Annotated in this window: 20 protein-coding genes; 11 read left to right on the plus strand and 9 right to left on the minus strand. The window is 68.3% G+C overall.

Annotated elements, in window-relative coordinates; all coding sequences use genetic code 11:
* Positions 1 to 79: 79 nt before the first annotated feature.
* Positions 80 to 1570: a S10 family peptidase gene (locus ACTJKY_RS12210; RefSeq protein ID WP_440846419.1), complete on the minus strand. Its 1491-nt coding sequence runs from the start codon at positions 1568 to 1570 to the stop codon at positions 80 to 82.
* Between the two features lie 88 nt (positions 1571 to 1658).
* Entirely contained in the window at positions 1659 to 2159 is a 501-nt protein-coding gene (locus ACTJKY_RS12215; protein ID WP_440846420.1) for a GNAT family N-acetyltransferase, read from the minus strand.
* A 275-nt stretch (positions 2160 to 2434) separates the two neighbouring features.
* Between ACTJKY_RS12215 and ACTJKY_RS12220 the strand changes: the two genes are divergently transcribed.
* Positions 2435 to 3064 carry a CAP domain-containing protein gene (locus tag ACTJKY_RS12220; protein WP_440846422.1) on the plus strand — a complete coding sequence of 210 codons (630 nt, stop codon included), beginning with the start codon at positions 2435 to 2437 and terminating at the stop codon, positions 3062 to 3064.
* Positions 3065 to 3257: 193 nt separating this feature from the next.
* Here the strand turns inward: ACTJKY_RS12220 and ACTJKY_RS12225 are convergent, their stop codons facing one another.
* The 3 genes from ACTJKY_RS12225 to radA all read right to left on the minus strand — a co-directional run bounded on the left by ACTJKY_RS12225 (position 3258) and on the right by radA (position 6248).
* Positions 3258 to 3881, minus strand: a complete 624-nt coding sequence (locus ACTJKY_RS12225; protein WP_440846424.1) for a L,D-transpeptidase — start codon at positions 3879 to 3881, stop codon at positions 3258 to 3260.
* Positions 3881 to 4645 (minus strand): hypothetical protein, encoded by a 765-nt coding sequence (locus ACTJKY_RS12230; RefSeq protein ID WP_440846426.1) that lies wholly within the window; start codon positions 4643 to 4645, stop codon positions 3881 to 3883. The genes ACTJKY_RS12225 and ACTJKY_RS12230 overlap by 1 nt, the downstream gene beginning before the upstream one ends.
* A gap of 223 nt (positions 4646 to 4868) precedes the next feature.
* A complete protein-coding gene (radA, locus tag ACTJKY_RS12235) occupies positions 4869 to 6248 on the minus strand; it encodes a DNA repair protein RadA (RefSeq protein ID WP_440846427.1) in 1380 nt (459 codons plus the stop codon).
* 104 nt (positions 6249 to 6352) lie between these two features.
* On the opposite strand from radA, the gene ACTJKY_RS12240 reads away from it, so the two are divergent.
* From ACTJKY_RS12240 to ACTJKY_RS12265, 6 genes are all read left to right on the plus strand, one after another.
* Complete coding sequence (locus ACTJKY_RS12240) at positions 6353 to 6931, plus strand: CvpA family protein (protein WP_440846429.1); 579 nt, start codon at positions 6353 to 6355, stop codon at positions 6929 to 6931.
* Positions 6932 to 7054: 123 nt separating this feature from the next.
* A complete protein-coding gene (locus ACTJKY_RS12245) occupies positions 7055 to 7489 on the plus strand; it encodes an iron-sulfur cluster assembly scaffold protein (RefSeq protein WP_440846431.1) in 435 nt (144 codons plus the stop codon).
* The gene (locus ACTJKY_RS12250; RefSeq protein ID WP_440846433.1) at positions 7489 to 9270 is read left to right on the plus strand and encodes a cation:proton antiporter domain-containing protein; all 1782 of its coding nucleotides are present in this window, start codon (positions 7489 to 7491) and stop codon (positions 9268 to 9270) included. The genes ACTJKY_RS12245 and ACTJKY_RS12250 overlap by 1 nt, the downstream gene beginning before the upstream one ends.
* Positions 9271 to 9285: 15 nt before the next feature.
* The gene (locus ACTJKY_RS12255; protein WP_440846435.1) at positions 9286 to 9627 is read left to right on the plus strand and encodes a DUF423 domain-containing protein; all 342 of its coding nucleotides are present in this window, start codon (positions 9286 to 9288) and stop codon (positions 9625 to 9627) included.
* Positions 9624 to 9983, plus strand: coding sequence for a hypothetical protein (locus ACTJKY_RS12260; RefSeq protein WP_440846437.1), 360 nt, complete (start codon positions 9624 to 9626; stop codon positions 9981 to 9983). Before ACTJKY_RS12255 ends, ACTJKY_RS12260 begins: the two co-directional genes overlap by 4 nt.
* Positions 9984 to 10045: 62 nt before the next feature.
* Positions 10046 to 10543, plus strand: a complete 498-nt coding sequence (locus tag ACTJKY_RS12265) for a YcxB family protein (protein ID WP_440846439.1) — start codon at positions 10046 to 10048, stop codon at positions 10541 to 10543.
* Between the two features lie 4 nt (positions 10544 to 10547).
* On the opposite strand, the gene ACTJKY_RS12270 is transcribed toward ACTJKY_RS12265, so the two are convergent.
* Together ACTJKY_RS12270 and ACTJKY_RS12275 are read right to left on the minus strand one after the other, a co-directional pair.
* Positions 10548 to 10691 carry a DUF2256 domain-containing protein gene (locus ACTJKY_RS12270; protein WP_440846441.1) on the minus strand — a complete coding sequence of 48 codons (144 nt, stop codon included), beginning with the start codon at positions 10689 to 10691 and terminating at the stop codon, positions 10548 to 10550.
* Positions 10692 to 10695: 4 nt separating this feature from the next.
* Positions 10696 to 12573, minus strand: a complete 1878-nt coding sequence (locus tag ACTJKY_RS12275) for a M1 family metallopeptidase (RefSeq protein ID WP_440846443.1) — start codon at positions 12571 to 12573, stop codon at positions 10696 to 10698.
* A 119-nt stretch (positions 12574 to 12692) separates the two neighbouring features.
* Between ACTJKY_RS12275 and ACTJKY_RS12280 the strand changes: the two genes are divergently transcribed.
* Positions 12693 to 13658, plus strand: a complete 966-nt coding sequence (locus tag ACTJKY_RS12280) for a methyltransferase (protein WP_440846444.1) — start codon at positions 12693 to 12695, stop codon at positions 13656 to 13658.
* Positions 13659 to 13828: 170 nt separating this feature from the next.
* Here ACTJKY_RS12280 and aroB read toward each other — a convergent pair whose 3' ends face one another.
* Positions 13829 to 14929: a 3-dehydroquinate synthase gene (gene aroB / locus ACTJKY_RS12285; protein ID WP_440846445.1), complete on the minus strand. Its 1101-nt coding sequence runs from the start codon at positions 14927 to 14929 to the stop codon at positions 13829 to 13831.
* Positions 14926 to 15465, minus strand: a complete 540-nt coding sequence (locus ACTJKY_RS12290; RefSeq protein WP_440846446.1) for a shikimate kinase — start codon at positions 15463 to 15465, stop codon at positions 14926 to 14928. Before ACTJKY_RS12290 ends, aroB begins: the two co-directional genes overlap by 4 nt.
* A 74-nt stretch (positions 15466 to 15539) precedes the next feature.
* Here ACTJKY_RS12290 and ACTJKY_RS12295 point away from each other — a divergent pair, with 74 nt between their 5' ends.
* From ACTJKY_RS12295 to ACTJKY_RS12305, 3 genes are read left to right on the plus strand one after another with little or no spacing between them, the layout of a single operon-like run.
* Positions 15540 to 15677: a hypothetical protein gene (locus ACTJKY_RS12295; protein WP_164521922.1), complete on the plus strand. Its 138-nt coding sequence runs from the start codon at positions 15540 to 15542 to the stop codon at positions 15675 to 15677.
* On the plus strand, positions 15658 to 17463 hold the full coding sequence (locus ACTJKY_RS12300; RefSeq protein WP_440846447.1) for a hypothetical protein: 1806 nt from the start codon (positions 15658 to 15660) through the stop codon (positions 17461 to 17463). The genes ACTJKY_RS12295 and ACTJKY_RS12300 overlap by 20 nt, the downstream gene beginning before the upstream one ends.
* Positions 17460 to 18371 carry a tyrosine-type recombinase/integrase gene (locus ACTJKY_RS12305; RefSeq protein ID WP_440846448.1) on the plus strand — a complete coding sequence of 304 codons (912 nt, stop codon included), beginning with the start codon at positions 17460 to 17462 and terminating at the stop codon, positions 18369 to 18371. Before ACTJKY_RS12300 ends, ACTJKY_RS12305 begins: the two co-directional genes overlap by 4 nt.
* Positions 18372 to 18381 lie beyond the last annotated feature (10 nt).

Raw genomic sequence — 18381 nt, forward strand, 5'->3', positions numbered from 1 at the left:
TCTCACCGAGACCAACAATTGGTCTGGAATCCCTCCATCCCAACCCCTCCTCCAAGGAGGAGGGGCTTAGATGGTCGCCTCACCGCGTATACAGCACCCGCGCATCGGCCTTGAACGCTTCCGCACTCGCCTTGCGCGAATAGAACATATGGCCGCCCGGGTAGACGCCCAGCTTCACCCGCTGCTCCACACCGAAGCGCGGCATCTGGTCGATGATCAGCCGCGATCCGAAATAGGGGCAGGAAAGGTCGTTATAGCCATGGACGATCAGCACCCCCATTTTCGGGTCGTTGGCCACTGCCTTGCGCAGGTCGCTCACCGGCGCGTCGTCGGGCGTGCCGCGATCCCAGGCGGAGTTCACCGAGAAGGACAGCGCATTGTAGCGCGCGCTGGTCTTCCAGCCCACTTCGCGGGTGATGAAGTCGACCATCGCGCTGGTCGTCGGCGCGATGATGCCTTCCAGGATCGGATCGCCCGACTTGCGTTCGGCGGCATTGGGGAAGGGATCGAACGCATCGACGTTCGAATCGTAGACGCTGCCGATCTTGCCGTCGTCGCGGTGGACTTCGCGCAGATAGGTGCCTTCGTCGACCCGCCCGTCGAGGCGGCGGACCAGCTTGGGATCCAGCCCGGTCAGCTCGGTCACCTTGTCGCTCAGCCGCGCGGTCGCCTGCGGATCGGAGCGGCCGGCGAGCAGGTCGGTGGCGAAGCCGCCGCGCGTATAGGCTTCCACGCCTGCCATCGCCTGGGCAGACAATTTGCCTTCGCGCTCGAGATGTCCGGCCGCCATCGAGGGCAGGGTGATCATCCAGGGCAGTGGCGACAGCGCGTCCGATCCGGCGGTCGCGGCCGGATCGAGATAGGGCGAGACCATCACGATGCCGTTGACGCCCACGCCGAGTTGGGTCTGCAGTTCATAGGCGATGCGCGGCGCGCGATAGCCGCCATAGCTTTCGCCCATCACGAACTTGGGCGAACGCAGCCGCTCGTTCTTGACCAGCCAGTCATAGACGATGCGCGACAGATATTTGATGTCGGGCTCGTTGGCGTAGAATGCTTTCTTAGTCGCGTCTTCGTCGATCAGGCTGCGGCTGAAGCCGGTGCCGACGGGATCGATGAACACCAGATCGGTCATGTCGAGCCAGCTGGCGGGATTGTCGACGAGCAGCGGCGCGTCGGAGGGCGCATCGCCCTTGTCACCGAACTGGACGCGCTTCGGCCCCACCGCACCGAGGTTGAGATAGACCGAGGAGGCACCGGGGCCGCCGTTGAACGCGAAGGTCACCGGCCGCTGCGCGCCGCCGCCGGGCACGACATAGGCGGTGTAGACCACCTCGCCGATCTTCTTCCCCTTGGCGTCATAGACCGGCAGCTTGCCGACGGTCGCCTGGTAGCGGATCGGCTTGCCGCCGATCACTGCGGTCTGGGTGATCGTCTTGTCGTCGGGGAGCGGCGGCAGATCGGTCTTGTCGGCTTTGTCGTCGCTCTTTTCGGCGGCCGCGTCGGCCTTCTTGTCCTGCGCTTGTGCCTGGGGCGCGAGGAGCAGGGCGGCAAACGACGCGGCGATCAAAATACGGTGGCGCAAGAACAGGGTCCCCCCGGAAATGGCTGATGTCCCAGCCTAGCGGTGCCCTTCCGCCGAATCCATGGGGTGCGGCTTACAAAGCGCGCCACATCCACCGCGCGGCCGGGCCATAGTGCGCAACCTTGGCGGCCAGGCGAGGGGGCGGGGTGCCGGCCTCGAAGCCCAGCCCGCGCCAATAGTCCGCTGCACCCTCCACCGCGATCAGTTCCGCCCGTGCGAGCCCCGCCGCGGCGGCATTCCGGAAGGCGGCTTCGACCAGCGTGCGGCCGATCCCGGTGCCGCGCGCAGCCGCCGAGACGGCCAGGTCGTGCAGATACAGCGTGTCGCCGGCCGTCACGGGGTCGAGCACGGCACCGACCGGCGGCGGCGACTCGCGCGTCCAGCCATGCGCCAGCAGATAGGCAATGAGCACACCGTCGCGCTCGGCCGCGAGATTGAACGGCGCGGCGACGCCGAGCCGGCTGGCGAACGCGGCTTCGGGTTCGACGAGGAAGGCAGGATAGGCCTGCGCCTGCAGCGCAAGCGCTTCGGGGAGGTGGCGAGGGTGCAGCGGGAGAAGGATCGGTGCCGACATGCGCCCCGCTGTGCCAGCCAGGGCGCGCCAGGGCCAGTGCGACGGCGTTTTCGGCGCATCTCCGGGCATCGGTGAAATTCCGTAATGATCTTGCTACTTACCCGTAAACGACCGGGAATCTATAGTTAACGAGCGCTTATCCTTACCTGATAACTATAGTTCTGAACCAGTTATTTCCGCCATGCGCGACAGAAGAGCTGCACTTGTTCGGCTGACAACAGCCGGTTGGTGCGGAGCCTGTTGTGTCTTCAGCGCGTGTACTTTGTTGCGCAATCTTGTCTGCAGGCGCCTTGCTGCTCTGTGCGGCAAGTGATTCGCCGAGCCTCGAAGATCAGGTGCTCGACCGAATCAACCATCTTCGCGAGAACCCTGCCGCTTATGCCGATCGTCTTCGCCAGTTGCGGCCCTATTTTCGCGGTAACACGCTGTATTTGCCCGGGCGGCCGCGTGGCCTGATCACGCGTGAAGGCGTCGATGCCGTCGAAGAGGCGATCGCTTTCCTCGAATTGCAGGCGCCGCTGCCGCCGCTGAGCCGGGCCGACCTTCTGGGGCTCGCCGCACGCGATCATGTCGTGGTGCAAGGCGCGCTGGGCACGCGGGGGCATTTCTCGCCCGACGGGGCGTCGCCCGGGGATCGCGTCCAGCGTCGCGGCGGCGGCCGGTTGGTGGGCGAAGACATCTCCTATGGCTATGCCGATGCCGACGAGGTGGTGCGGCAGCTGGTGATCGACGACGGCGTTCCCGACCGTGGCCACCGCGAGCTGCTGTTCAATCGCGAGTTGCGCTATGCTGGCGTCGGCTGCGGCAGCCACAGCGCCTACGGCCATATGTGCGTGATCGATGTCAGCCGTACCCGCAACGGCATGTCCGTCTACGCCACGCTGGCGCAGAACGAGGCGCGGTAAGCACAGCGCTCTGAGCCGGAGGAGGCGGGCGGCACCGTACGGAACCGGCGTGGACTAGGCGGTCGAACTGGCTGCGTCCCGTCGGCCGCGCACGCCCTAGGGACGCTCCGCTCACCACCCGCGGCTACTGATTTCTACCGCCGCCGCTGGGCTGCGCAGCCGATCAGCGCCCCGCCATCGGAAGGGTGCCGGATCAGCGCACCACCGTCACCAGATCGCCGCGCTTGACCACACCGAACAACCGCTGAGCAAAGTCCTGCGGCACGCCGATGCAGCCATGCGTCGCCAATCCCTGGCGGACGTTGCTGCCATGGATGGCAACGCCGTCGCTGGTGAGCCACAGCGTGTAGGGCATCATCGCATCATAGGTGTTCGATCGGTGGTTCCGCTCCATTCCACGGATCGGGAAGTTGCCGATCGGGGTCGGTGTCTCGTCCTGGCCGTACAGGATCACGCTGGTCGCGATCTCGTTCTCGCCGCGGAACACAGAGAGGATCTGGCGCGTCAGATCGATGCGCAGCCAGATCCTCCCCGGGGGAACGCCATGATCGTTCCAGGCGAACTCGCCGAACTGCATTCGGTCGGGTACGCGCAACAGGCTGCGGATCACGCGCGTGCTGCCATCACCAAGCCGTAGCTGTTGCTGATCGCCATCGGAAAACCGAATGCGGTCCGTATCCGCGGGCGCGATCATGCGGCCCGCAGCGCTATCCTGCTTGACGTAGCGCGGAACGAACGCCTTGGCGGCCAGCGTAACCAGCAGCAGCGAGGCCGCGCCCAGCGAGATCCAGATACCGAGCTTGGGCCGACTGGGCATCAGGCCTTGGCTTCAATCCGGTTCCGCCGCCGCATTTCCGCGCCGACAAGGCCAAAAGCGGTGACCAGCATCAGCCATTCCGCCGGTTCCGGAACCGCAGGCGGCGTCGGCGTCGGCGTCGGCGGCGGCGGCGGCGGCGGCGTCGGAGTTGGCGTCGGGCTAGAGGTCGGTGTTGGCGTCGGCGTTGGGCTCGACGTGGGAGTAGGCGTCGGCGTCGGGCTGGCCGTCGGCGATGGCGACGGCGTTGGCGTCTGGATACCGATCGGCGGCGCACCGCCGCCGGAGCCGCCGGTGCCGCTCGGCGGGAGCGAATTGCCCGTGAAGCTGGCCGGGCCCCGCGCAGGCACAATGTCGGCGAAGGGCGACAGCGAGTCGAAGCCGGACGGAAGACCCGCGATATCGATCGGCGCGTCCGAGGGCAGCGGCAAGGATGCCGGGATCGGTGCCTGGTCGGCAGCGAGATCGAAAGCCTTCGGCGTCGCTACACCGTTTTTGGCGAGCGAATCGGGCGTCATCGCCTCGCGTGGATTCTTTGCGACTCGGCTGTACTTGCGCTTGCCTTTGACGCTGTGGGCCCCCGCCTCACGAACGCCCGGCGATCGCGCCGACAGCACGGACAGCGCCTTCGAGGCTTCCTGCACTGCAGCAGCAACCGTTGGTACCGCGATCCCGGCGGAGGTCGCCGAAAGAAGCGAAATGGTTGCGGCAGAGGCGCTTAGCCTACGCATTGCCCGTGATCCGAAGGTTTCCTTCCCTGTTTTCAAGTTACTGCTCCCACCCCCTGTTGCTCGCACATGCGAAAAGCGCCCTTTAACTATTTCGCGACGGCGGCAAATATTAACAAGATTGAACTAAGTCGTAGCTAAATAGTTCCTTTGAGCAGTGACGGCAACACCTAACGGTATGCTTCACCTCTCATCCGTCTCCAGACGTATCAAAACGGCATGCGTGGCGCCATAGTATTTGCGAATTGGTGCAGATATGGACCTATTTCCCCAGGAGGTGATCCACTAAGCTGTTGAGATTTCTATAGTCGGATACACGCAATGGCAGCGGCTCGCCAGCTTTTGCATGGGGTGCGGCGGGCGCCAGCGCGCGTTCGAACCCCAATTTGGCGGATTCGCGCATCCGCAGGGCCGCATGGGCTACCGGACGTACTTCGCCGGAAAGCGCAATCTCGCCGAACACTACCGCATCGGCCGGGATCGGCCGCTCCGACAGGGCCGAAACGAGCGCTGCTGCCACCGCCAGATCTGCAGCCGGATCCTGTATGCGGTAGCCCCCGGCGATGTTGAGATAGACTTCGCATGCCGAAAAGCTGAGCCCGCAGCGCGCCTCGAGCACTGCCAGTACCATCGACAGGCGCGGCGAGTCCCAGCCGACCACCGATCGGCGCGGCGTCGCGCCCGAGGCGAGTCGGACGGTGAGCGCCTGCACCTCGACCAACACCGGCCGCGTCCCCTCCAGCGCGGGGAAGACGACGGTGCCGGTGACGTTCTCGTCGCGCTGGGTGAGGAACAGCGAGGAGGGGTTGGCGACTTCCGCCAGCCCCTCGGTCTGCATCGAGAAGACGCCGATCTCGTCGGTGCCGCCGAAACGGTTCTTCACCGCACGCAGGATGCGATAGAGATGGCTGCGCTCGCCTTCGAAGGCGAGTACGGTGTCGACCATATGCTCGAGAACGCGCGGCCCCGCGATCGAGCCGTCCTTGGTGACGTGCCCGACCATCACCAGCGCGGTGCCTCGTTCCTTGGCGAAGCGGATCAGCTCCTGCGCGCTGGCGCGGACCTGGCTTACCGTGCCCGGCGCGCCTTCGATCAGGTCCGAATGCATCGTCTGGATCGAGTCGATGATCAGCAGGTCGGGCGGGGTGGTCATGCTCAGCGTCGTCAGGATGTCGCGCACCGAGGTGGCGGCGGCGAGCTGCACCGGCGCCTGGCCGAGCCCGAGTCGCCGCGCGCGCAACCGCACCTGGTCGGCCGCTTCCTCGCCCGAGACATAGGCGACCGAAAGCCCACGGCTGGCGATCTTCGCCGCCGCCTGGAGCAGCAGCGTCGACTTGCCGATGCCGGGATCGCCGCCGATCAGCGTCGCCGATCCCTCGACGAAGCCGCCGCCGAGCGCGCGATCGAACTCGGCGATGCCGCTCGGCATCCGCTCGGGCAGCGCCACTTCGGCGTCGAGCCCGGAGAGCAGGATCATCCGGCCGCCCGATTGCAGGTGATGCTTGGCCTGGAACGGCGTGGCGGGGCCGCCGGCTTCCTCGACCAGCGTGTTCCATTCCGCGCAGTCGGCGCATTGCCCCGCCCATTTCGAGGTCGCCGAGCCGCAGGCCTGGCACACATAACGCTTCTGGAGTTTTGCCATGGCGACCCTGTAGCGCGATGGAAACGAAAAGGGAACGGGTGAGGCCGCGCGGGCTGTCGCACGCGGCCTCTTTTCCCGTTGCGCCACGCTGCTATGGAGCGGGCATGACCGGGCTCGACATCGTCACGCTTCTCATCATCGCCGGCGCGGCGATCCTCGGCTTTCTGCGCGGTTTCACGACCGAGGTGCTGGCGTTTCTCGCCTGGATCCTCGTCGTCGTCGCGGTGAAGTTCTTCCATTCGGGCTTCACCGCGCTGCTCGCGCCGATGATCGGCACCGCGGGCGGGGCGGCGGTGCTGGCCTTCGCGCTGCTCGCCGGGATCAGCTATTTCGGCGGGCGGCTGATTGCCAACACGCTGGGCGGGCAGATGCGTAATTCCATGCTCGGGCCGATCGATCGCGCGCTGGGTGTCGGCTTTGGCGTCGCCAAGGGGTTGATCCTGGTCAGCATGGGCTTTCTGGTGCTGATGCTGGTGCTCGACACCTTCGACGGCGGGCGCGCGCACCGGCCCAAATGGATCACCCGGTCGGTCACCTATCCGCTGCTCGACACGACCAGCGCGGCGATCGGGGATTTCGTCGACCGGCGTCGCAAGGGCGAGCCGGTGTTCGGCAGCGACAATGCCGGTGTGGACGCGGACGAAGCGGGCGAGAGCCGGCCGCGCAAGCGGGAAGCGGATTGAGCTACAATCCTCCTTTGCAGGGGAGGATCGAGTCTGCCGACGCGCGTGCCACCGGCGCAACCCATACGAAAGGCGGGCAATTGGCGCTCGCAACTGCGGGACGGCTACCCTAGATCAAGCGGCATGAACGCCCCGCTCTACAATATGGAAATCCTGCGTCTCGCAGCCGCGATCCCGCATCACGAACGGCTGGCGCAGCCCGGCGGTACCGCCGAGAAGCGCTCGCCCGTATGCGGCAGCCGGGTGACCGTGGATATCGCGGTAGACGATGCCGGCAAGGTTGCCGAGGTGGGTATGCTGGTCCGCGCCTGTGCGTTGGGCCAGGCTTCGGCGGCGCTGATGGGCGAGGCGGTACTCGGCCGCACTCCGGCCGAGCTCGCCGCCGCCCGCGACCAGCTTACTGCCTGGCTTGCCGGCGAGCGGGATGCGCCGCCCGAATGGCCCGGCATGCAGCTGTTCGTTCCGGCGCTGCCGCATCGCGGGCGCCATGCCTCGATCCGGCTTGCCTTCGAGGCGGCGGCCGAGGCGGCCGCGCAGGCGGCGGAGGCACGGGTCTGATGGAGCATGCTGCAGACGGTTCGATGCTCGTCGATGCGGTGCCGATGCTCGGTTTCGCGCTGTTCTTCGTGCTGTTGTTCCGGCGGCTCGGGCTTGGTGCGACGCTGGGCTTCCTCGTCGCGGGTGCGCTGGTCGGGCCGCACGTGCTGCGGCTGGTCGGCGACGCCGAGGGCAAGATGGGCATTGCCGAGCTCGGCATCGCGCTCCTGCTGTTCCTGGTCGGGCTGGAGCTGAGCCCCTCGCGGCTGTGGCGGATGCGGCGCGATATTTTTGGCCTCGGCTTTCTGCAGGTGGCGCTGTGCGGCATCGCGATCGCGGGGATCGTTTGGGCAGTGACGGGCTCGACGCTGGCCGCCGCGCTGGCGCTGGGCCTGCCGATGGGGCTGTCCTCCACCGCGCAGGTGCTGCCGCTGCTGCAATCGGCCGGCCGCCTGCGCACGCCGTTCGGCGAGCGCGCCTTCGCGATCCTGCTGTTCCAGGACCTGTCGATCGTGCCGCTGATCACGATCGTCGCGGCGCTTTCGCGCAACCCGGCCGATCAGGGCGGGCCGCCGGGCTGGCTGCTGGGGCTCTATACCGTCGGCGCAATCGTCGGGCTGGTGGTGGCGGGGCGTTTCCTGCTGCGGCCGCTGTTCCGGCTGATCGGCAATCTCGACGAGCGCGAGATGTTCGTCTTTGCAGGCCTCCTGACGGTGATCGCCAGTGCCGCGGTGATGGAGGCGCTGGGCCTGTCGGCGGCGCTCGGCGCGTTCATCGCCGGCGTGATGCTGGCGGATTCGCCCTTCCGGCACGAGATTGAGGCGGACGTGGAGCCGTTCCGCGCGATCCTGCTCGGACTGTTCTTCGTCGCGGTGGGCATGACGCTCGATCTCCACGCGATCGCCGAGCGGCCCTTCTTCGTCGCCGGCATGGCGCTGGCGCTGATCGCGGCCAAGGCGGCGCTGATCATGGGGCTCGCGCTCCTCTTCGGGATGAAACCGCGCGGGGCGTTCGCGCTCGGCGTGCTGTTGTCCCAGGGCGGTGAGTTCGGCTTCGTGCTGTTCGCTCAGGCGCAGAAAGCGCTGCTCATCGAGCCGCAGGCCGCCAGCGTGTTCAGCGCGATCGTCACGCTCTCGATGGCGACCACGCCGTTCCTGATGATGGCGACCAGGCGTCTCCGCGCCGAGCCTGTCAAGGCGGGCGCCACGCCAGACGGGCCGCGCCAGGAAGGCGCCAATGCCGTGGTGGTCGGCTATGGCCGCTTCGGCCAGACGGTGGCGCAGATGCTGATCGCGCAAGGCATCCCGGTTACGATCATCGACCGCGACGTGGAAATGATCGAGACCGCGGGCAGCTTCGGCATGAAGGTCTATTATGGCGACGGCACCCGCATCGACTTGCTCCGCCAGGCGGGGGCAGGGGATGCCGAGCTGATCCTGTTCTGCCAGGACGGCGACGGCATGGACACCGAGATGATGGAAGGGGTCCATGCGGCCTTCCCGAACGCCAGCATCTTCGTGCGCGCCTATGACCGTCGCAGCATCATTAAACTGAAGGGCGCACCGATCGCCGGCGTGGTGCGGGAGGTGCTGGAAAGCGCGGTGGTGATGGCCCGGCGCGCGATGGACTCGGTGGGCGTCGACGGCGCCGAGATCGACCGGACCGAGGCCGAATATCGCCGGACCGATATCGCCCGGCTGAAGGCGCAGAAGGAAACTGGCGACCTTTATGCCGGGCGCGACGGCATGTTCAGCCAGGCCGCGGCCGCTGCCGCGGCGGTGCAGGATCGCGGCGATGGTTGATTGGGGAGCGAACGCATGAACTGGATCGCGGTGCTGGCGGCGCTCTCGGGCGCGATGGCGGTAGCGGCCGGGGCCTTCGGGGCGCATGGCGCGCAGGGCCAGGCGGTCGAGTGGCTCAAGACCGGCGGGCATTATCAGCTGGTGCACGCGGTGGCGGCGCTGGTGGCGCTGCAGTCGGGCGCGCGCGGGCCTGCGGCGCTGTTCGTCGGCGGCGGGTTGGTGTTCGCGGGCACGCTGTACCTGATGGCGCTCGGCCTGCCGCGCTGGCTGGGGGCGGTGACGCCGATCGGCGGGGCGGCGCTGATCGCGGGGTGGTTGTGGCTGGCCTGGGCGGTTGCCTCGAAGGTGGCGAAATGAGCGAGCCGCAGGCGCCCTGGGACCCGGCGCAGGTCCGCATCTGGCTCGAACGGCGGATCAAGGCCGCCCGATCGGATCAGGATGTTGCCGATCGCTATGGCCGCGATCGCGAAGACGATTATGACAAGGCGGCGGCTGAAGAGTGGGTGTGCGAGCAACTTCGCCACAGCGACGCGGTGAACGATCAGGCGCAGCTTGGCGCTGCCCTGAAGTCGCTCCTGGCCAAGGACGACTTCTACCGTGCGGGGGTACGGAGCGATGTACGCTTCGAGCGCGAGGTAAAGGCGTATTTGCGCAAGCTGAGCAAGATGGCGAAGACCAACACCGGCTTCGGCAAGACACTGCGCTATCAATAAGTGCAGTCACGCCGTACCGCAGGTGCCTTGCTTGCGGGTCGGCGCTCGGGCATCGCGGCACGATGTACAGCGTTACCTTCCAGCCGACGCCCGAAGATGTCATCGCGGCCTCTCGCCTGAACTACAGGGCCACGTTGCGATCTCGGCGGGTCGTTCGTGCGTTATTCCTGCCGATCGTCGTGCTGGCGTTGCTGGGTTGGTTCCTGGCAAAGCCATGGTCGCTTGGGCCAGCCCCTTTGGTAGCGGCGATCGCGGGCGGTTACTGGCTGGTCGTCTTCCCACTGATCCTGGGGGTGAACTACCTGCGGATCCCATCCCGAACGCGACGAACCTTCGCGCAACAGCGTGCGCTGCATGATCGCACCACGATCACCTGGTCCGCAGACGGCGTCGCCTTTGCTTCCGATCGTGGCCATACCAATTTCGCCTGGGAGGACTTCGTCGCCATCAAGAAGGGGCGCGACGCGATCGTCCTGCGACAGAGCGATCTACTGATGAACTTCGTGCCGACGCGGGTGCTGTCGACCAAACAGATCGACAGCTTCCCCGAAACCCGCTGAGCCGCTACTTCCCCGCGCGCCGGCAGCGGTCCGAGCAGTACACAACGTTCTCCCAATCCCGCTCCCATTTCTTCCGCCAGGCGAAGGGGCGCTGGCAGACCGGGCAGGTCTTGGTGGGCAGGTCCCGCTTGGCGACGCCGCGCGGCACGGGATCAGTCCGCGCCGACGATCTTGGCCACGCCCGCCGCGACGGTGGGGTGGTAGCTCGCCTTCGAGGCCTCGCAGAGGCGCCGCGCGATCGGCTTGCCCCAGTCGCCCTGCGCCACCAGGTCCTTGTAGATCGGGTAGATCAGCAGCCCGCGACCGACGCTGCCGACCAGCTTCTCGATGCTCGGAACGGCGGGATCATAGCGGTTGGCGATCGCCAGCTCGCCCCAGGCCGAGCGGACATAGGCGTTGTTCGACGCCGACAGCCCCAGCGTCTCGTCCAGTTCCTTCAGCCGCGCTGGCGTCTGCTGGCGGTTCAGCCCGTTGAGGAAGCGCAGCCATTGCTGGGTCGCCCAGCCCTGCGGATGGACCGCCGAGACCGGCCCGCCGGCATTCACGGCCGCAAGCGCGGCATCGACGGCCTTCAGCGTTGCCGATTGCACATGCACGGCGTTGTTCGGCAGCCCCGCGGCATAAGCCCATTTGTCGAGCTGGAGGTTGGCCTCCAGCCCGGCGTCGCCCTTCACCAGATTGGCGCGCAGGTCCGCCAGGAAGCCGGCGGTGGTCTGCGGCTGGAAGGCGTGGCGGTCGAAATAGCCGCGCAGATAGACGTCCCAGCGCTGGCGGCCCACGGTACGCTCGATCGTGCGCAGGAAGGTCGAACCCTTGAAGTAATCGAGCTGGCCGAAGGTCGCACCCGGCTCGCCGTGCAGCCGCGTGGTCAGGGCCTCCATGCCGCCGGCATCGGCGATGTCCTTCTGCAGGCCGTCCCATTCGAGATCGGCGTCGGTCGCGGCGCGTTCCTTGCCGTACACCGCCTCCATGATGCGGTTCTCGAAGTACGTCGTGAACCCCTCGTTGAGCCACGAATCCGACCAGGTCGCGTTGGTGACGAGGTTGCCCGACCAGCTGTGCGCCAGCTCGTGCGCGACCACGTCGACATTCGAGCGGTCGCCGGTGAGGATGGTCGGCGTCAGGAAGGTGAGGGTGGGGTTCTCCATGCCGCCATAGGGGAAGCTCGGCGGCAAGACGAGCATGTCGTAGCGGCCCCAGCGATAGGGGCCGTAGAGCGCCTGAGCGGCGTCGATCATCTTCTCGACATCGGCAACTTCCTTCGCAGCGGCGGCGAGCATGCTCGGCTCGGTCCACACGCCCGCGCGCGGGCCGACGGGCTGGAAGGCGAGGTCACCCACCGCGAAGGCGATCAGGTACGGCGGCACCGGCTTGTCCATCCGGAAGCGGAACTTGTGCCAGCCCTTGCCCGCCGGCACGCCCTTGGCGCCGTCGATGCGCTCGCCGCTCGCCACCGCGACGAGATCGGCGGGAACGGTAAACGTGGCGGACCAGGTCTGGCGGATGCCCGGGCTGTCCTGGGTGGGGATCCAGCTGCGGTTGTTGATCGGCTGCCCCTGGCTGAACAGATAGGGCTTCTTCTTGCCGGCAGTGAGCGCGGGGGCGAGCCATTGCAGCGCCGAGGCACCGGGCGCGGTGGCATAGTGGAGCACGATCTTGCGCGCGCCGTGCAGCTGCACGGTGAGCGGCGCCCCGAGATCGGGCTTGGCCGCGCCTACCGTGAAGGGCAGCGGCTTGCCGGCGGAATCGGTCACCTTGGCGATCACCAGCCCGTCGTCGTCGAGCACGATTTCCGTCGCGCCGGGTGCGGCGAGAATGTCGAGCGTCGCGGTGCCGGACAGCGTCTTGGTCGCGAAATCGGCGCGTAGGTCGAGCGCGACATGGGTGACGCGCGCCACTTCCGGCCGCGCATGGGTCCACACGTCCTTCGCCTCGGGCGTCGTCAGGATCGGCGCGGGCGCGGTCTGCTGGGCGAGGGCGGGGGAGACGAGCATGGTCGAAGCGGCGAGGGCCAGGGCTAGAATGCGCATGCCATGGAGCTAGGCCCTGGCGCTGGACGGGGCAAGGGACTTGCCATGGATCAAGCACTTGGCGCCGGACCCTCTGCGGGCCCGTAACGTTGATGCGGAACGATTTTGTGGGAGTATGCATGGCACTGCTGGTGGCGGAACGACCTGTGGCGGCGGATATGGGGGAGGCGCTCCATGTACTGGTCGCCTTCCTGAAGGCACGCGCCTACCGCTTCATCACCCCCACGCCTGCCACCCACGCACGGGTGCTCGCCCGGGCCGACCGTCAGCGCGCTGCCGACCTGCGCGATGTCTTCGGCTGGAGCCTGCCCTTCGCGCGCGATCTGCTCGATGCATCGCTGCTGGAAGCACTGGAGGCGGCCGGGCTGATCGAGGCGGCGGGTGACCTGCTGCGCAGCAAGGTCCGTGTCTCGACGCTGGGGCCCGACCTGCTGGTGCATTCCGCCTATCCGACCGACGACACCCATGCGGTGTTCTTCGGCCCGGACAGCTACCGCTTCGCGCGCTTCATCGCCGAGGAACTCCGCCGCTGCCCGGAGCGGGAAGGGGCGACGCTGGTCGATATCGGTACCGGCGCCGGAGCGGGGGCGATCGCCGCCGCGCATTGCTGCCCCAAGGTCGACATCGTGATGACCGACATCAACCCGGCAGCGCTGCGGCTGGCGCGGGTGAATGCGCAGGCGGCGGGCATCGCGGCGCGGTTCGTGGAGGGCGACGATCTGTCGGGCATCTCGGGCGAACTTGACCTGGTGCTGGCCAACCCGCCCTATATCATCGACCCTGCCGGACGTGCCTATCGCGACGGTGGCGACCTCCACGGCGCCGGGGTGGCGCTGGCGATGGCGTGCGAGGCGGTGCCGCGGCTCGCTGCAGGCGGACGGTTCCTGCTCTACACCGGCAGCGCGGTCGTTCGCGGGGCGGACGAGCTGCACGATCGGCTGGTGCAGCTCGCCGCGGCGGAGGGCTGCCGGCTGCGCTACGAGGAGATCGACCCCGACGTGTTCGGCGAGGAGCTGGAGACGGCCGCGTATGCGGATGTGGAGCGCATCGCGCTGGTGACCGCGGTGATCGAGCGGGCCCGTTAAATTCCTCCCTGGAACGGGGAGGGGGACCGCGCGGCGTAAGCCGCGTGGTGGAGGGGCCGCGCCGTGAGGCGCGGTGCGGGCTCCACCTGCAGGCACCCCGCCGCTGGCGCGGCGGCCCCTCCACCAAGCCGCTGCGCGTCTTGGTCCCCCTCCCCGTGCCGGGGAGGAATTTAGCGGCGTTGCCCGTCCAAGAACGCCGCGACGTTGGCCAGGTCCACGGTCTTGTCCAAGTACGTCTTCCCGATGCCGCGCGCGAGCAGGAAGGGCAGGGTGCTGCCCTCCATCTTCTTGTCGTGGAGCATGTGGCCGACCAGCGTCGCGCCGTCTGCGGTCACGCCTGCCGCCGCCAGCCCATCGGGCAGCCCCACCGACCGCAGGTGCGCCGCCACCCGCGCGGCATCCTCCGCCGGGCACAGGCCCTGCTGTGCCGAGAAGGCGAAGGCCAGCGCCATGCCCGCCGCAACCGCCTCGCCGTGGAGCAGCTTGTCGGAGAAGCCGGTCTCGGCCTCCAGCGCATGGCCAAAGGTGTGCCCAAGGTTGAGCAGAGCCCGCGTGCCGGTCGTCTCGCGTTCGTCCGCCGCGACGATCCGCGCCTTGGCTGCCACCGAATGGCCGATCGCATGCGCCCGCGCCGCCGGATCGCCCGCGAACAGCGCGGCGGCGTTGGCCTCGCACCAGGCGAAGAACCCCGCATCGTCGATCAGCCCGTATTTCGCGACTTCGGCATAGCCCGCGCGCAGCTCGCGCTGGGGCAGGCTGTCGAGCACCTGCGGGTCGATCAGCACCACCGAGGGCTGGTGGAACGCGCCGACCAGGTTCTTGCCCGCCCTCGAATTGATCGCGGTCTTGCCGCCCACCGAGCTGTCGACCTGCGCCAGCAGCGTCGTGGGGATCTGGACGAAGTTGCAGCCGCGCTTGAGGATGCTCGTCGCGAAGCCGACCAGGTCGCCGATCACGCCGCCGCCCAGCGCGATCACGTGATCGCTGCGGACCACGCCTTGCGCGAGCAGCCAGTCGATGACCGCTTCGAGCTGCGCCCAGCTCTTGGTGCTCTCGCCCGCCGGGAGCGTCAGCACCGGCGCGGTGACGCCCGCGGCGGCGAGGCTCGCCACCAGCGTCTGGCAATGCGCCGACAGGTTGGTGTCGGTGATGATCGGCATCGCACGACCCCGCGACAGCGGGGCGAGGACTTCGCCGGCACGCGCGAGCAAGCCGGGTTCGATGCGCACGTCATAGCTGCGTGCGCCCAGGGCGACGGGGATGGTGGTCACTTGCGCAGGGCCTTCAGGATCGCTTCGACGGTGGTTTCGTGCGGTGCGGCTACGCTGGAGACGCGGATCTGCGCAAGCGCGTAAAACGGGTTTCGGGCCTTGGCGAGCTCGGTCAGCGTCGCCAGCGGGTCCTTGCCGCGGAGCAGCGGGCGCGTGTCCCGCCGCCGCACGCGGTCCGCCAGCACCGAAGGCTCGGCATCCAGCCAGATCGAAATCGCCTGATCGAGGATCAGCGCCCGCGTCTCGTCATTGATGAACGCGCCGCCGCCCGTGGCGATCACCTTGGGCGTGCCGTCGACCAGCCGGGCGATCACCCGCCGTTCGCCGTCGCGGAAATGCGGTTCGCCGAATTTGGCGAAGATGTCGGAGACCGACATCCCCGCCGCCGATTCGATTTCCGCATCGGCATCGACGAAGGGAAGCCGCAGGCGCTGGGCGAGGCGGCGCCCTACCGTGGTTTTGCCGGCACCCATCAGCCCCACCAATACGATGGGCTTGCCGGTCCAGCTGTTCAGTTGCGCATGCGTTTGTAACATCGTGCGAAGGGCTATACAGCGAGGGACCGTCTCGGGCAAAAGGCCCGTATCGCTCAAGGATTGGACTGTTTTTCATGCCGCGTATGCTTGTCGTGTTGCTCGTGATTCTGGTGGTTCTGGTGGGCGGCATGTTCGCGCTGGCCGGCCGCAATACCGTCAAGGAGCCGGTGCGCATGGAGAAGGCAGTCGCGCTTGAAAACCTCGCCAACTAGGGCGTCGCGCCTCGCGATCGCGGCGGCCCTGCTCGCCGCGATCGGGGTTCCGGCGTTCAGCCAGCAGCAGAAAGCCCCCGAATCGCTGTTGCCGCCCGGCTTCGACCAGCCGACGCCGCGACCGCAGCCTTCGGCGCGCCCGAGCCCGACGCCCAGCGCAGCGCCGGCAGCGGTCCCGTCGCCGAGCGGTGACGTGGCGCCCGTCGGCGGCGACATGGGGCCCGATGCCTTCGACGTCGAGGAGAGCAACGCCAGCGTGGCGGTCGCACCGGCGATCGATCTATCGCAATATGACCTGCCCAAGGGCGTGCGCCGGCCGCTCAACCGCATCGGCATCCTGGCGGCAGGCAATGCGCCGTTCCCCGCCGATGCGTTCGGCGACGTGGCGGGCGCCACCCAGGTGACGCTGATGCGGCGGCTCGATGCGCCGGTTGCCTCGCGCTGGGTGTCGATCGCGCTGCGCCGCGCGCTGATGTCGCCGCTCGATACGCCGCGCGGGATCGACGGTGCCGACTATGCCGCTGAGCGTGCCTGGCTGCTGCTCCGCATGGGCGAGGCGACGGCTGCGCGCGGCCTCGTCAGCTATGTCGATATCGACGACTATACCAATGCGCTGGATCGTGTCGCGATGCAGGTTGCGCTGGCGACCGGCGATCCGGCCGCGGTCTGCCCGATCGTCGACGATGCGGCGTCCAACATCCCGGATCGCGGCTGGGCGCTGGCCCAGGCGATCTGCGCGGGGCTTGCCGGCAAGCCGAGCGAGGCCGACCAGCGGCTCGATGCGGCGAGCAAGGGCAAGCCGCGCAACGATCTCGACACACTGCTCGCCACCAAGGTGGTCGGCATGGGTGCCGATTCGCGGCGCGCGGTGACGATCGACTGGGTCGGCGTGCCCGCACTTTCCGCCTGGCGCTTCGGCATGGCGACCGCGGCGGGGGTGGATATCCCCGACAACCTTTTCGCCACCGTGGGGCCGGAGTTCCGCTACTGGCAGGCGCTGTCGCCCGCGGTGTCGCCGGTGAACCGCGCGGGGGCTGCCGAGCTGGCGGCGGCGGCGGGGGTGCTGTCCAACGCCGCGCTGGTCGATCTCTATGCCGAGCTCGACCAGGCGAACGACGTCCCCGATCCGCTGCAGAAGACGGTGCGCGACCTGCGCGCCGCCTATACCGGCTCGGCCGCCGAGCGTGTGCAGGCGATGAAGAGCCTGTGGGACGCGGCCGAAAGCCCGCGGCTGCGCTACGCCCGGCTGGTGCTCACCGCCAAGGCCGCCGCCTGGATCCCGGCGAACAAGAATGCGGCCGAGCCCGACCGGCTGATCGCGGCGATGCTCTCCGCGGGCTATGATTCGGCGGCGCTGCAGTGGCGCGGCGTGGTCGCGCCGGGCAGCGAGGGCTGGGCGCTGCTCGCGCTTGCCGATGTGGGAGGGCCGATCGGCTACAGCGATTTCGAGCGCTATGCAGGCGCCGCAAGCCCGCGCAAGGCCGCGATGCTGCTTGCCGGGCTCGCCGGGCTAGGCCGCCTTTCTCCGAGCGACGCGCAGCGCGGGGCCGAAGCGACCAAGGTCGGCATTGGCGGCGTCAACGTCTGGACCCAGGCGATCGACCGCGCGGGTGCTGCCAACCAGCCCGGCATGGTCGCCTTGCTGGCTGGCGTCGGCATGCAGTCGCCGCGCTGGGACCAGGTGACCCCCGAGGCGCTCTACCACATCGTCGCGGCGATGCGGGCGGCGGGGATGGCCAATTACGCCCGGATGATCGCCGTGGAGGCGGTCACGCGCGCCGAGTGAGCGCCGATCGCGACCTGATCGAGCGCTTCCTGGAGATGCTCCGTGCCGAAACCGGCGCGGCGGCGAACACCATCGCGGCCTATGGTACGGATCTCCGCCTTGCCTCCGAGGCACTGGGCGGTGACTTGTCCGGAGCAGGGCGCGCGGAGATCGAGCGGCTCGCCGGCGGCTGGTCCGAGCTCGCCCGCGCGACGGTCGCGCGCAAGTCCTCGGCCCTGCGCCGCTTCTTCGCCTTCCTGGCGGAGGAGGGGCATCGTGCCGACGATCCCGGAAGCGCCTTGCCCCGTCCCGGCGCCGCGCGGCGGCTGCCCAAGATCCTCAGCACCGGCGATGTCGACGCAATGTTCGCCGCGATCGCCGAGCGCCAGGCGCGGGTGCCGCCCGATCCGCTCGACCTTCGGCTCGCCGCGCTGATCGAGCTGCTCTATGGCTCGGGCCTGCGCGCGACCGAGCTGGTGTCGCTGCCGCGCAATGCCATTCACCCCGACCGCCCCTTCCTGATCCTCAAGGGCAAGGGTGGGCGCGAGCGGCTGGTGCCGATCTCTGATCGCGCGCGTGCCGCCGTGGCGCTGTGGCGGGGGCAGGTGCCGCCGGACAGCCCCTGGCTGTTCCCCTCGGGCAAGAAACACCTGACGCGCGTCCGCCTCTACCAGATCGTCCGGGCGTTGGCGGCAATGGCGGGGATCCCGCCGGAGCGCGCGAGCCCGCACGTCCTCCGCCACGCCTTCGCCACCCACCTGCTCGAGGGCGGGGCAGACCTGCGCGCGCTCCAGGCGATGCTCGGCCATGCCGACATCGCGACCACCGAAATCTACACCCATGTCGACAGCCGCCGGCTGGTCGAACTGGTCAATGCGCGACACCCACTGGGCGAGGCGCTCGTTGACGCGAAGCGCGGCGCCCGGTAGCGCGGCGCGC

Origin of the sequence: Sphingomonas sp. 22176 (assembly GCF_052045505.1) — a bacterium.
GTDB lineage: Bacteria > Pseudomonadota > Alphaproteobacteria > Sphingomonadales > Sphingomonadaceae > Sphingomonas.

Excerpts from the sequence above, each read along its gene's own strand:
- ACTJKY_RS12265 (WP_440846439.1), top strand. The coding sequence starts at position 10,046 with ATGTACAGCGTTACCTTCCAGCCGACGCCCGAAGATGTCATCGCGGCC.
- ACTJKY_RS12215 (WP_440846420.1), bottom strand. The coding sequence starts at position 2,159 with ATGTCGGCACCGATCCTTCTCCCGCTGCACCCTCGCCACCTCCCCGAA.
- ACTJKY_RS12260 (WP_440846437.1), top strand. The coding sequence starts at position 9,624 with ATGAGCGAGCCGCAGGCGCCCTGGGACCCGGCGCAGGTCCGCATCTGG.
- ACTJKY_RS12275 (WP_440846443.1), bottom strand. The coding sequence starts at position 12,573 with ATGCGCATTCTAGCCCTGGCCCTCGCCGCTTCGACCATGCTCGTCTCC.
- radA (WP_440846427.1), bottom strand. The coding sequence starts at position 6,248 with ATGGCAAAACTCCAGAAGCGTTATGTGTGCCAGGCCTGCGGCTCGGCG.
- ACTJKY_RS12225 (WP_440846424.1), bottom strand. The coding sequence starts at position 3,881 with ATGCCCAGTCGGCCCAAGCTCGGTATCTGGATCTCGCTGGGCGCGGCC.
- ACTJKY_RS12280 (WP_440846444.1), top strand. The coding sequence starts at position 12,693 with ATGGCACTGCTGGTGGCGGAACGACCTGTGGCGGCGGATATGGGGGAG.
- ACTJKY_RS12240 (WP_440846429.1), top strand. The coding sequence starts at position 6,353 with ATGACCGGGCTCGACATCGTCACGCTTCTCATCATCGCCGGCGCGGCG.
- ACTJKY_RS12255 (WP_440846435.1), top strand. The coding sequence starts at position 9,286 with ATGAACTGGATCGCGGTGCTGGCGGCGCTCTCGGGCGCGATGGCGGTA.
- ACTJKY_RS12250 (WP_440846433.1), top strand. The coding sequence starts at position 7,489 with ATGGAGCATGCTGCAGACGGTTCGATGCTCGTCGATGCGGTGCCGATG.
- ACTJKY_RS12245 (WP_440846431.1), top strand. The coding sequence starts at position 7,055 with ATGAACGCCCCGCTCTACAATATGGAAATCCTGCGTCTCGCAGCCGCG.
- ACTJKY_RS12295 (WP_164521922.1), top strand. The coding sequence starts at position 15,540 with ATGCCGCGTATGCTTGTCGTGTTGCTCGTGATTCTGGTGGTTCTGGTG.
- ACTJKY_RS12290 (WP_440846446.1), bottom strand. The coding sequence starts at position 15,465 with ATGTTACAAACGCATGCGCAACTGAACAGCTGGACCGGCAAGCCCATC.